General features: G+C 74.4%; 12 protein-coding genes. 6 read left to right on the top strand and 6 right to left on the bottom strand.

What is annotated here, in order from left to right; translation table 11 throughout:
• From AC1DT4_RS12605 to AC1DT4_RS12590, 4 genes are all read left to right on the top strand, one after another.
• On the top strand, positions 1 to 1,389 hold a 1,389-nt coding region (locus tag AC1DT4_RS12605; protein ID WP_477090136.1), incomplete at its 5' end, for a Pls/PosA family non-ribosomal peptide synthetase.
• Complete coding sequence (locus AC1DT4_RS12600; RefSeq protein ID WP_477090135.1) at positions 1,386 to 2,687, top strand: M1 family metallopeptidase; 1,302 nt, start codon at positions 1,386 to 1,388, stop codon at positions 2,685 to 2,687. The genes AC1DT4_RS12605 and AC1DT4_RS12600, both read left to right, overlap by 4 nt.
• Before the next feature lie 57 nt (positions 2,688 to 2,744).
• On the top strand, positions 2,745 to 3,761 hold the full coding sequence (locus AC1DT4_RS12595) for a TIGR03557 family F420-dependent LLM class oxidoreductase (protein WP_477090134.1): 1,017 nt from the start codon (positions 2,745 to 2,747) through the stop codon (positions 3,759 to 3,761).
• Positions 3,758 to 4,525 carry a coenzyme F420-0:L-glutamate ligase gene (locus AC1DT4_RS12590; RefSeq protein WP_477090133.1) on the top strand — a complete coding sequence of 256 codons (768 nt, stop codon included), beginning with the start codon at positions 3,758 to 3,760 and terminating at the stop codon, positions 4,523 to 4,525. Before AC1DT4_RS12595 ends, AC1DT4_RS12590 begins: the two co-directional genes overlap by 4 nt.
• Here AC1DT4_RS12590 and AC1DT4_RS12585 read toward each other — a convergent pair.
• Entirely contained in the window at positions 4,509 to 5,087 is a 579-nt protein-coding gene (locus tag AC1DT4_RS12585) for an HhH-GPD-type base excision DNA repair protein (RefSeq protein ID WP_477090132.1), read from the bottom strand. The genes AC1DT4_RS12590 and AC1DT4_RS12585 overlap by 17 nt on opposite strands.
• A 36-nt stretch (positions 5,088 to 5,123) precedes the next feature.
• Here AC1DT4_RS12585 and cofC point away from each other — a divergent pair, with 36 nt between their 5' ends.
• The gene (gene cofC, locus AC1DT4_RS12580; protein WP_477090131.1) at positions 5,124 to 5,735 is read left to right on the top strand and encodes a 2-phospho-L-lactate guanylyltransferase; all 612 of its coding nucleotides are present in this window, start codon (positions 5,124 to 5,126) and stop codon (positions 5,733 to 5,735) included.
• A 30-nt stretch (positions 5,736 to 5,765) separates the two neighbouring features.
• Positions 5,766 to 6,818, top strand: a complete 1,053-nt coding sequence (locus AC1DT4_RS12575) for a zinc-binding metallopeptidase family protein (protein ID WP_477090130.1) — start codon at positions 5,766 to 5,768, stop codon at positions 6,816 to 6,818.
• On the opposite strand, the gene cofD is transcribed toward AC1DT4_RS12575, so the two are convergent.
• From cofD to AC1DT4_RS12550, 5 genes are all read right to left on the bottom strand, one after another.
• Positions 6,815 to 7,759 (bottom strand): 2-phospho-L-lactate transferase, encoded by a 945-nt coding sequence (gene cofD, locus AC1DT4_RS12570; protein WP_477090129.1) that lies wholly within the window; start codon positions 7,757 to 7,759, stop codon positions 6,815 to 6,817. The genes AC1DT4_RS12575 and cofD overlap by 4 nt on opposite strands.
• A complete protein-coding gene (locus tag AC1DT4_RS12565; RefSeq protein ID WP_477090128.1) occupies positions 7,756 to 8,526 on the bottom strand; it encodes a putative F420-0 ABC transporter ATP-binding protein in 771 nt (256 codons plus the stop codon). Before AC1DT4_RS12565 ends, cofD begins: the two co-directional genes overlap by 4 nt.
• Positions 8,517 to 9,536 (bottom strand): putative F420-0 ABC transporter permease subunit, encoded by a 1,020-nt coding sequence (locus AC1DT4_RS12560; protein WP_477090127.1) that lies wholly within the window; start codon positions 9,534 to 9,536, stop codon positions 8,517 to 8,519. The genes AC1DT4_RS12565 and AC1DT4_RS12560 overlap by 10 nt, the downstream gene beginning before the upstream one ends.
• Positions 9,533 to 10,522 carry a putative F420-0 ABC transporter substrate-binding protein gene (locus AC1DT4_RS12555; RefSeq protein WP_477090126.1) on the bottom strand — a complete coding sequence of 330 codons (990 nt, stop codon included), beginning with the start codon at positions 10,520 to 10,522 and terminating at the stop codon, positions 9,533 to 9,535. Before AC1DT4_RS12555 ends, AC1DT4_RS12560 begins: the two co-directional genes overlap by 4 nt.
• 389 nt (positions 10,523 to 10,911) lie before the next feature.
• On the bottom strand, positions 10,912 to 12,276 hold the full coding sequence (locus AC1DT4_RS12550; RefSeq protein WP_477090125.1) for an aminotransferase-like domain-containing protein: 1,365 nt from the start codon (positions 12,274 to 12,276) through the stop codon (positions 10,912 to 10,914).
• Positions 12,277 to 12,424 lie beyond the last annotated feature (148 nt).

Below are 12,424 nucleotides of genomic sequence, written 5' to 3'. Positions count from 1 at the left end.
CCGCGCGGGCGCCGCTGGGTGGCCGTGTACGGCGCCACGGCCGCCGCGCTCGCGGCCCTGCCCGTGGTCGCCGCCGCGTGCGGGCTGCTCGTGGTCGGTCTCGGCCTGCGAGGGTCCGCCACCTGGCAGGACGCGGCGGCCGACGCGCTCCGGGCGGTGCCGCTCGGCGCCGTCACCATGGTGGTCGTCCTCGCCGTCGTCACGCTCGTCGCCGTGCGGCTGCTGGCGCTCGGCATGCGCGAGGGCTACCACGCGGTGCGCAGCCGGACCGGCTGGCAGATCTGGGCGACCCTGCGGCTGATGGACGACGCCCGCACGACGCTCTTCCCGCTGTACTCGAGCATGGCGACGCCGGCGTGGCTGCGGGCGCTCGGCGCGGACATCGGCCGCGACGTCGAGGCGTCGACCGCGCTGATGATCCCGTCGATGACGTCGGTGGGCGACGGTGCGTTCCTCGCCGACGACACCCTCATCGGCTCCTACGAGCTGGGGCACGGGTGGCTGCGCGTCGAGCGCAGCAAGGTGGGCAAGCGCGCGTTCCTCGGCAACTCCGGGATGATCGCGCCCGGCCGGGCGGTGCCCAAGAGGGGGCTCGTGGCCGTGCTGTCCGCGACGCCCGAGGACGCCCGCGCCGGCACGAGCTGGCTGGGCTCGCCCCCGGTGAAGCTGCGGCGGGTGGCCGGCGAGGCCGACGACGCCCGCACGTTCGAGCCGCCGACCCGCCTGCGGGTGGCCCGCGCGCTCGTCGAGCTGTGCCGGATCGTGCCCGTGATCTGCACGTTCGGGCTCGGGGTCCTCGTGCTGCTGGCCCTGCAGGCGGCGCTCGACGGCTGGGGCCTCGGCGCGGCCGCGCTCGTCTCGCCCGTCGTCGTGCTGCTGGCCGCGGCCGTGGCCTGCGCGCTGGCGACGGCGGCCAAGTGGCTGCTCGTCGGCCGCCTGCGCGAGGGTGACCACCCGCTGTGGAGCTCGTTCGTCTGGCGCAACGAGCTGGCGGACACGTTCCTCGAGTCCGTCGCCGTGCCGTGGTTGGGGCCGGCGACCATCGGGTCGCCCGCGCTCACTGTCTGGCTGCGGACCCTCGGCGCGCACATCGGCCGCGGGGTGTGGTGCGAGACGTACTGGCTGCCCGAGGCCGACCTGGTGACGATCGGCGACGCCGCCACGGTCAACCGCGGCTGCGTGCTGCAGACTCACCTGTTCCATGATCGGGTGATGAGCATGGACACGGTGGTGCTGGGGCGCGGGGCGAGCCTGGGTCCGCACGGGGTCGTGCTGCCGGCGGCGAGCCTGGACGACGGGTCGCGCGTGGGCCCGGCGTCGCTCGTGCTCCGCGGCGACGCGATCCCCGCCGGCTCGCGGTGGACCGGCAACCCGGTGGCCCCCGCGTGAGCAGCCCGCCGGAGGACCCCTACCTGCCTGGGCGGCCCGAGGGGGGCATCGACGTCGCCCGGTACGAGCTCGAGCTGGAGTACCGGGTGGCCACCAACCGGTTGGCCGGCCGCGCCGTGGTGCACGCCCGCGCGCTGCGGCCGATCGACAAGGTCTCGCTCGAGCTGCACGGGCTGCGCGTCTCCCACGTCCTGGTCGGCGGCCGGCGCCCCGACCGCTGGACGCACCGCGGCGGCCGGCTCGTCGTCCGGCTGGGCCGCGAGGTGCCCGCCGGGACCGAGCTCGCCGTCGAGGTGCACTACGCCGGCCAGCCGGGGCCGGTGCACGGGCCGTGGGGAGAGGTCGGCTGGGAGGAGCTCGAGGACGGGGTCATCGTCGCCGGGCAGCCGGACGGCGCGCCCAGCTGGTTCCCGTGCCACGACAGCCCCGCGGACAAGGCGACGTTCGGGATCACCATCTCGGCCGAGGCGGGCTACGAGGTCGTCGCGAACGGGCGGCTGGTGTCGCGCACGCCGCGGGCAGGCCGGATCCGCTGGGTCTACGAGCAGCGGGAGCCGATGGCGCCCTACCTGGCCACCGTCCAGATCGGCCGGTACAGCCGGGCGGTCTCCGGTGGCGAGGTGCTCGTGCCCGCCCGCCTGCGCGCCGCCGCGCTGCACGACCTCGGGCGTCAGCCGCAGATGATGCAGCTGTTCGAGGACCGGTTCGGCCCATACCCGTTCGGCGGGTACACGGTCGTGGTCACCGACGACGACCTGGAGATCCCGCTCGAGGCGCAGGGGCTGTCGGTGTTCGGCGCCAACCACATGGACGGGCGGCGCGGGTCCGAGCGGCTCGTCGCGCACGAGCTCGCGCACCAGTGGTTCGGCAACAGCCTGACGGTCTCGCGGTGGAAGGACATCTGGCTGCACGAGGGGTTCGCCTGCTACGCCGAGTGGCTGTGGTCGCAGGAGGCCGGCGGCTGGACCGCGGAACGCCACGCGCGCGCCGCGTGGGCGCGCTTGTCGGGGCTGCCGCAGGACCTGGTGATCGGCGACCCCGGTCCGCGCGCCATGTTCGACGACCGTCTCTACAAGCGCGGCGCCCTGACCCTGCACGCCCTGCGGCTGGCGGTCGGTGACACGGCGTTCTTCGACATCCTGCGCACGTGGACCCTGCGGTTCCGGCACGGGTCGGTGAGCACCGAGCTGTTCGTGGCGACCGCGAGCGAGGTGGTCGGGATGTTCCTCGGACCGCTGCTCGACGACTGGCTCTACCGCCAGCCGCTCCCCGCGCTCCCGGCCGCCGTCCGCGCTTAGGGTGAGGGAGGGGATGACCTCGCGGAGCACCGCGGACCCCCGTGGACAGGAGTGTTGATGGCACAGGTCACGGCGGACGGCCTCACGGTCGGGTACGCGGCGATGCTCGAGCAGTTCCACCCCACCGAGGCGGTCGACCTGTCCGCCCACGCGGAGGCCCACGGGTTCTCCGGCGTCATGGCGGCCGACCACTACCAGCCGTGGGTGCCCGCGCAGGGGCAGGCGGCCTTCGTCTGGAACGTGCTGACCGCGCTGGGCGAGCGCACGACCGGCGACATCGGCCCCGGCGTCACCGCGCCGACGTTCCGCTGGCACCCCGCGATGGTCGCGCAGGCGTCCGCGACGCTGGCCGCGATGTACCCCGGGCGGCACTGGCTCGGCCTGGGTTCCGGCGAGGCGCTCAACGAGCACATCGTCGCCGGCTACTGGCCCGAGGCGCCCGAGCGGATCAACCGCATGTTCGAGGCGATCGAGATCATCAAGAAGCTGTTCTCGTCGTCGATCGCGGGCAAGGACGTCAAGCACGCCGGGCAGTTCTACAAGCTCGAGTCGACGCGGCTGTGGACCATGCCGGAGGTCGCGCCCGAGATCCTGGTCGCCACCGCCGGCCCGGTGACCGCGAAGCGCGCCGGACGCCTGGCCGACGGTCTCATCACGGTCGGGGCGCCGCTGGAGAAGATCTCCGGGCTGTTCGGCAAGTTCGACGAGGGCGCCCGCGAGGCCGGCAAGGACCCGGACGCGATGCCGAAGGTGCTGCAGCTGCACCTCTCGTGGGCCGAGACCGACGAGCTCGCGCTCGCGCACGCCATGCACGAGTGGCCCAACGGCGGCATGAAGTTCCCCAAGGCCGACATCCGCTCGCCGTTCGACTTCGAGCAGATGGCGAAGCTGGTGCGCCCGGAGGACTTCGAGGGCCGGATGGTCATCTCGGCCGACCCCGACGTGCACCGCGCCGAGATCCAGAAGTACGTCGACCTCGGGTTCGACCGGATCTACCTGCACAACGTCGGCCGCAACCAGCGCGAGTGGATCGAGACGTTCGGGGCGGACGTGCTGCCCAAGCTGGTGCGATGAGCTCGCGCCTCGAGGTCTGGGCGCCCGACGGCCTGCCGGAGATCGCGCCGGGGGACGACCTCGTCGCCCTCCTGGCCGACCTGCTGCGCGACGACCCGCCCGTCGACGGCGACATCCTCGTGCTCACGTCGAAGGTCGTCTCCAAGGCCGAGGGCCGCGTCGTGTCCGCCGACGACCGCGAGCAGGCGATCACCGACGAGACCGTGCGCGTCGTCGCCACCCGCGAGCACTCGACCGGAGTCACGCGGATCGTCGAGAACCGGCTGGGGCTGGTCATGGCGGCCGCCGGCGTCGACGCGTCGAACACGCCCGAGGGCACCGTGCTGCTGCTGCCCCTCGACCCCGACGCGTCCGCGCGGCGCCTGCGGGCCGGCCTCTCCCGGGCGTTCGGCGCGCGGATCGGCGTCGTCGTCACGGACACCGCCGGGCGCCCGTGGCGGCAAGGCGTCACCGACATCGCGATCGGCGCCGCGGGGCTGGTGGTCCTCGACGACCTGCGGGGTCAGGTGGACACCTTCGGGCGGCCGCTCGTGATGACGCAGGCGGCGGTGGCCGACGAGATCGCGTCCGCCGGCGAGCTGGTCAAGGGCAAGGCCGAAGGTCGGCCGCTCGCGGTCGTCCGCGGGCTCGGGCACCTGGTGACCGACGACGACGGTCCGGGGGCGCGCGTGCTCGTGCGGCTCGGCGATGAAGACATGTTCCAGCAGGGCAGCGCCGAGGCGTACTCGCAGGGCTGGAAGGACGCGCTCAGGGGCCAGCAGTAGCCTTCGCGGCCGCCTTGGCGGCCTGCTTGGTGGCACGGACCTCGGACATCGACACCGGGTCGGTCACGTCGGCGATCGACCGTCGCGCCCCTGGCTCGCCGTAGGCGCCGGCGGCCTCGGCCCAGCCCGCCGGCTGAACGCCTCGCTGCTTGCCCAGGAGCGCCAGGAAGATGCGCGCCTTCTGGTCCCCGAAGCCGGGCAGCGCCTTGAGCCGCTTCAGCACCGTGGCACCGTCGGGGTCGCCGTCGGTCCACAGGCGCGTGACGTCGCCGTCGTACTGCTCGACCAGAGCGGCGGCGACGCCCTGGATCCGGCCGGCCATCGAGCCGGGGTAGCGGTGCACCGCCGGGGGCGTGGCGCACAGCGAGGCGAACTCCGACGGGTCGGCCTCCGCGATGCGGTGCACGTCGAGGCCGTCCATGCGGGCGGCGATTTTGGCGGGTCCGCCGAACGCCGCCTCCATCGGGTACTGCTGGTCGAGGAGCATGCCGATGAGCAGCGCGAACGGGTCGTCGGTCAGGAGCTGGTCGGCGGTCGGGTCGCCGGTGAGCCAGAGCGTCATGACGGCATCCTCTCGCGAGTGGGGGAGGATGCGCCCGTGCGATGGGTCGTCGTGGTTCCCGTGAAGCCGGCCGCCGAGGGCAAGACGCGGCTGGCCGGCTCGTTGTCGCCCGCGTCGCGCGAGCGGCTGGTGCGGGCGATGGCCCTCGACACGATCGCCGCGGCGTCGGCCGCCGAGGGCGTCGAACGGGTGGTCGTCGTGACCGCCGACGCCGAGCTGCGGACGCTGCTCGCGTCCTCCGTGGACCTCGTCGACGAGCCCGGCGGGGGCCTGAACGCGGCCGTGCGCGCGGGGATCGACCGCGCCCGGCAGCTGGACGCCGGGGTCGCGGTGCTGCTGGGCGACCTGCCCGCGCTGCGGCCGGCCGACCTTGCCGACGCCCTCAGCATGGCCGGCGCGCACGACCGGGCCGTGGTCGCGGACGCCGACGGCACCGGGACGACCGTCCTCACGGCGCTGCCCGGGCTGCCGCTCGAGCCGCGGTTCGGGGCAGGTTCGGCCGCCGCGCACGAGCTGGCCGGGCACGTCCGGCTGACCGTGCCCGCCACCTCGACCGCGCGGCGCGACGTCGACGTGGCGGACGACCTGGCGGAGGTCGAGCGGCTGGGCGTCGGCCCGGCGACGCGCCTCGCGCTCGACCTGGCCTGAGCCGCGTCGCGCGTGGGCTAGCGTCAGCGCGTGCGCCTCTACCGTTGCCCCCGCTGCGGGAGCGTCGCCTTCATCGAGACCACCGCGTGCGACGCCTGCGGGCTGGAGCTGGGGCTGCACCCGCCGACGCTGACCATGCGGCAGGCGCCCGCGCAGGGCACCGACGTCGATGGCGCGTGGTGGTTCCCGTGCACCAACCGCAGCTGGGGGTGCAACTGGCTCGCCGCCGCCGACTCGGGCTCCGGCCGCTGCGTCGCGTGCCGACTGATCCGCACCCGGCCGAGCAACGACGACACCCTCGCGCTGGAGAAGCTGGCGACCGCGTCGGGCGACGAGCGACGGCTGCTCGTGCAGCTGGCCGACCTCGGGCTGCCGGTCGCGCCCTGGTTCGAGAAACCGGGTGGCCTCGGCTTCGACCTGCTCTCGTCGCGGTCCGACGGCACGCGCGTGACGATCGGGCACGCCAACGGCATCGTCACCATCGACCTCGCCGAGTCGCTGGACGCGCACCGCGAGGCGCTGCGGATCAGCCTGGGCGAGCCGTACCGGACGATGCTCGGCCACTTCCGCCACGAGGTCGGGCACTACTACGAGTGGATCCTGGTCGAGCAGACGGGCTGGATCGACGAGTGCCGGACGATCTTCGGCGACGAGCGGGCCTCGTACCGCGACGCGATCGCCCGGCACTACCGCACGGGAGCGCCGCGGGACTGGGCCGAGAGCTTCATCTCCGAGTACGCGACGATGCACCCGTGGGAGGACTTCGCGGAGTGCTTCGCGCACTACCTGCACCTCACGAGCACCCTGCAGACGGCGGCGGCGGGCCGGCTGACGGTCCACGTCGAGGGTGTGCCGCAGATCGCCGACGGTGAGGTGCGGCCCCGGACCAGCTACGCCGACGCGACGATGGACGAGATCCTGGCCGACTGGCTCCCGGTCTCCACGTTCCTCAACCGCGTCAACCGCGCGATGGGCAAGAGCGACCTGTACCCGTTCACGATCGCCGCGCCGGTGGCCCGCAAGCTCGACTTCGTGCACCGCGTCGTGACGGCGTCCGGGGTCGAGGTCCCCCTGGGGTCCTAGCGGTCGACCAGGGCGAGGGCGGCCGCCGCGATGCGGGCGGTCGCCGGCACGTCGGTCATGAGCGTGCCGGTGGCGTCCGCGGTGAAGCCCGCGGCGCGCAGCGCGGGCACGGCGTCGGCGTCGCGCTCGTCGACGAGCCACGCGTCGAGGATGCCGTCCGGGCGCCGGCCGTAGTGCTGCGCCACGGCGAGCGCGGTGGTCTCGACGCCGATCGCGGCGAGGCACGCGTCCGCCATGCCGCGCACCGGTGCACCGCCGATCACGGGGCTGATGCCGACCACCGGCGCGGCCGTGCTGCGCAGCGCGTCGCGGATGCCGGGGATCGCCAGGATCGTGCCGACGGAGACCACCGGGTTCGACGGCGGGACCACGACGACGTCGGCCTCGGCGATCGCCTCCAGCACGCCGGGCGCGGGCCGCGAGGCCGCGAGGTTCGTCTGCACGAAGCTCGTCGCGGGCAGGGCGGCACGGTGCCGGACCCACCACTCCTCGAAGTGCATGGTCCGGCCGTCCTCGACGACGACGTGCGTCTCGACCTCGTCGTCGGTCATCGGCAGCAGCGTGACGCCCGGCTGCCAGCGCCCGGCGAGCCGTGCCGTGACCTGCGACAGCGGCAGCCCGGCGCGCAGCAGCTCGGTGCGGGCGAGGTGGGTCGCGAGGTCGAGGTCGCCGAGCGTGAACCACTCCCAGCCGAGGCCGTACGCCTGCAGGTCGTCGCTCACCCGCCGGGACTCGTCCCGCCGGCCCCAGCCCTGGTCCTCGTGCACCGCGCCGCCGAGCGTGTACAGGAGCGTGTCGAGGTCGGGGCAGACGCGCACACCGTGCAGCCACATGTCGTCGCCGGTGTTGGCGACCACCGTGATCTCGGCACGGGCCAGCTCGCGCAGACCGCGAGTGAAGCGTGCGCCGCCGACGCCGCCGGACAGGACGGTGACCTTCACGCGGGCCTCCGAGGCTCGTGGAACGCGATGACGGGACGACCCGTCCGGGGGTGCTCGAGCACGTCGGCCTCGACGCCGTAGACCTCGCGCAGCAGGTCCGGGCGCAGGACGTCGCGCGGGTGACCGGCCGCCGCGAGGTGCCCGTCGGACAGGACGAGCACGTGCTCGCAGAACGCCGCCGCGAGGTTGAGGTCGTGCAGCGCCGCGACGGTCGTCGTGCCCAGGTCCCGCACGAACGCGAGCAGGCTGAGCTGCGCGCTGACGTCGAGGTGGTTGGTGGGCTCGTCGAGGAGCAGCAGGTCCGGCTCCTGCGCGAGCGCCCGCGCGATCTGCACGCGCTGCCGCTCGCCGCCGGACAGGGAGGACCAGGCGCGCTCGGCCAGGTGGTCGGCCTGCGCGCTCACCAGGGCGCGGTCGATCGCGGCGTCGTCGGGGTCGCTGCCCCACAGGCTCCGGTAGGGGATGCGGCCGAGCGACACGACCTCGCGGACCGTGAGGGGGACCGAGCTGGTCGACTCCTGCTCGAGCAGGGCGATCCGTTGCGCGCGGCCCTTCCGCGGCAGGTGGTGGACCGGGGTGGCCTCCACCAGCACGCCGCCCTTCTCGGGAGTCAGCAGGCCCGCGATGAGCCGGAGCAGCGTCGTCTTGCCCGCGCCGTTGGGGCCGAGCAGCCCGGTGAGGTGCCCCGCCGGGGGAGTCGCGTCGATGCCGTCCACCACCCAGCGCCCGCCCAAGCGTGTGCCGACGCCGTCGAGGGTCAGGTCCATGCCGTCCCCCTCCCGCGCCGCAGCAGGTAGGCGAAGACGGGGACGCCGATGAGGGCGGTGACGATACCGACCGGGAGCTCGCGCGGGTCGAAGAGCGTGCGAGCGAGTGTGTCCGCCCAGACCAGGAACACGGCGCCGCTGAGGGCCGCGACGGGCAGGAGCCGTCGGTGCGCAGGCCCCGTGAGCGACGAGACCGCGTGGGGCAGGATCAGGCCGACGAAGCCGATCGCGCCGCTCACCGCGACCATCGCGCCCGTCAGCAGCGCGACCACGGTCATGAGGGTCCAGCGCGTGCGGTCGACGTCGATGCCGAGCGCGGCCGCGGACGTGTCCCCGAAGGCGAACGCGTCGAGCCGGGTGGTGCTGAGCAGCAGGACCGCGCCGACGACGAGGACCGCGATCCCCGCGATCGCGACCGAGCCCCACGTCGCGCCCGCCAGCGAGCCGAGCAGCCAGTTGAGGATCTCGCGGTAGGAGTCGCCCGTGGCGGTCCAGAAGATGACGAAGCTGGTCCCGGCCGCGGCGAGCTGCGAGACCGCGAGGCCGGCCAGGACGGTCCGGCCCGGCGCGAGCGAGCCGCCCGTGCGCGCCAGCGCGAGGGTCGCGACGAGGGCCACGAGCGCCCCCGCGAACGCCGCGACGGGCAGCAGCAGGCTCACGCCGACCACGAGCACCGCGACCGCGCCGAGCGACGCGCCCGACGACAGCCCGAGCAGGTACGGGTCCGCCAGCGGGTTGCGGGTCAGGCTCTGCATGACGGCGCCGGCGAGCGCGAGCCCCGCACCGACGGCGGCCGCGGTCAGCACGCGGGGCAGCCGCAGGTCCCACACGATCGCGTCGTGCAGGCGCGGGACCGGCTGCACCGGCAGGCCGAGGTGCCCGCCGATGCTCCGGGCGACCTCGGCCACGCTCAGGTCCGCCGGCCCGATGGTCACGGCGACCAGCACCGTCAGGACGAGCGCTGCGATCCCGGCGGCGACCAGCAGCGTCAGCGGTGTCCGGCTCTTCACCCCAGCGCGGCGAGCTGGTCGTCGAGCGACTTCACCGCATCCGCGTTGCGCACGCCCGCCTCGGACGCCGGGAACGGGATGGTCAGGTAGCGGTGCTCCTTGACGGCAGTCAGCTGGTTGGTCGCGGGGTTGGCCTCGAGCAGCTCGACCTTCTTGGCGGCGGTGTTCCAGCTGGCGTCGACGAGCACGATGACGTCCGGGTCGGCCGCGACGACCTGCTCCCAGCCTGCCGACGTCCACGTGTCGTGCACGTCCGCGAAGATGTTGGTCAGGCCCGCGGCGTCCATCATCATCTGCGGCGCGCCGATGCCCGCCCCGACGTACGGGGTGTCCGAGCCCGAGCTGTACCAGAGGGCCGTCGTCTCGCTCGTCGGCTTCGTCGCGCTCTCGAGCGTCGCCTTCTGCTCGGCGATGAGCTCCTCGGCCCGGTCCTGCACGCCGAAGATCGCGGCGACCTCGCGGATCTCGTCGTCCACCTTCTCGAACGTCAGCGGATCGGGCATGTAGCCCTCCTCCTTGCACGCCGCGGGGGAGACGTAGGTGCCGATGCCGAGGTTCTCCAGGGCCGCGCGGTCGCCTGCGCCGTCGGCGGAGAAGTTGGACTCCCAGCCGCCGTAGACGAAGTCGGGCTCCAGCGCGAGCAGCGCCTCCTGGCCCGGCACCTTGTCCGAGATCACCGGGATCTCGTCGTACGCAGCCTGCTCGTCGGCCGGGACCGGACCGTCCGCGAACGCCGTGCCGATCATCACGTCCTGCAGGCCGAGCGCGAGCAGCATCTCGGTCGCCGTGGACTTGATGGTGACGACCTTGGTCGGCGGCGCGTCGACGGTCACCGTTGTGCCGCAGTTGTCGAGCGTGACGGGCGCGAAGGACGCGCTGCTCGCGGCGGTCGGGGTGCCGGCCGCCTCCGGGGTGGCCTGCGCCGAGCACGCGGCGAGCGCGCTCGCTGCCGCGAGGGCGACGACGGCGATCCGAGTTCTGTGCATGGGGATGCTGGCTCCGGGGTGCTCGCGGTGCGCGCGGCGGTGCATCGTCCGCGCGTGGGGTGGGGTGCACGTCGCACCTCCGGAGGGCCACCCACAGCCGGGCGGCGCGACCCGACCACATCCGGTCAGGTTCCGCGCACAGAGTAGGCCTGTGACCTGCCAGGTCTGCAAGCGGGGACGTGGCAGGCCCCACGCCGACACGCGGGACCGGGGGTTGACCGGACCGACGGGTGTTTGTAGCATCGAACACACGTTCGACGCCGGAGGTGCGGCAACGGAGCGGAGCGGGATCCGGAGCTCGGGGAGGTTCCGGATCCCGCTCGCTCCTCGGGCGCTCGTGGGGCTCGACCTGCCGGAGCGCGGGAGCGCCGCCGCCGCCCTCGAACGCGTCAGGGGGCCGACGCCAGTGCCAGGGCCCGGGCGACGTCGTCGACCTCGGCGCCCAGGAGGCCGACCGTGACGCGGACGTGGTCGCCGCTCTCGCGGGTGGCACGTGCGCCGGGAGCGGCGATCGCCGGGGAGGGGGTGCCCTCGGCGGAGAACGGGCTGCCGGGTGCGACGCGGATGCCGGCGGCCTCGAGGCGGACCAGGGCGGTCCGCTCGTCGTGGACGGGCAGCCAGAGGTTGATGCCGTCTCCCGGCTCGAGCGCGATGCCGTGGCCGGCGAGGGCCTCGCGCAGAGCCCGGCGGCGGGCGAAGTACACACGCCGAGCATGGGCGACGGCCTCGATGGCGCCGCCGTCCGTGAGGAGGTCGACGAGGACGTGCTGCAGCAGGCGGCTGGTCCAGCCCGGACCGAGCATCCGGCGGGCCACGAGGCTGTCGAGGACCGCCGCGGGGCCGCCGACGGCGGCGATCCGCAGGTCCGGGCCGTGGGACTTGGAGTACGAGCGGACGTGGACCACGCGGTCGGGCAGCAGGGCGCCCAGGCTGACGTCGCGGGCGGACGCGATCTCGCCGGAGTGGTCGTCCTCGACGACGAGCGCGTCGTGCTTGCGCAGGACCGCGGCGAGCTCGCGGGCGCGGGTCGAGGTCATGCTCACGGCCGTCGGGTTGTGGGCGCGGGGCTGCAGGACCACGACGCGCGCGCCGCCCGCGAGCGCCCGGTCCAGCTCGTCCGGGCGCATGCCCTGCCGGTCGAGCGTGACGGGCACGCGCTCGAGGCCCAGCTGGTCGAGCAGGTCGAACAGCGGCGGGAAGCCGGGATCCTCGACGGCCACCCGCGAGCCGTAGCCCGCGACGCGTTCGAGCGTGCGGCTGATCGCGTCGAGCGCGCCGTCGACCACCGTGATCCGTTGGGCGGCGAACGGCCAGGACTCGCGCAGCAGCTCCTCGAGGGCGGGGACGACGGGGGCGGCGAGGTAGGCGCCCGTGTCGGCGGCCGGGCGCTGCAGCGCGACGCGGGCGAGAGCGGGGCCGATGAGGGGGAGGAGCTCGGGGTCCGGGGTGCCGGTCGACAGGTCGAGCCGCGCCGGCGCCCCGCCGGCGAGGTCGCGGTAACGCGGCGGCAACCAGCTGGCGGGCGGCGGGAGCACGACGGTCCCGGCCCTCCCGCGGGAGATGACGATGCCGACCGCCGCGAGCGCCTGCCACGCGCCGCTCACGGTCGCCGGGCTGACGCCGAGCTCGGCGGCGAGCGTGCGGACCGTGGGCAGGCGGTCGCCGGGGCGCAGGTCACCGCCTCGGACCAGGCGCGCCACGGTCGCCGCGATGCCGCGCGGGCTGCGGTCGTCGACGTACGCGGCGAGGTCCATGGGCGCCAGGATGCCGGTCCGCGGCGGGTGGACCGGGGCCGACCGTCGTCGCGACCGGGAGCGGCTCGAAGTGTTTACGTGCGCGTCATCGATGTTCGCGTCCAGGTAACGGGGAGTAACGCCGCAGAAATGTTCAACCCCGACAGTC

The sequence above is a fragment of the Cellulomonas sp. P4_D11 genome, assembly GCF_056401915.1.
The sequence above is the reverse complement of the archived record's forward strand: the minus strand, read 5'-3'. Positions and strand labels throughout refer to the sequence as shown.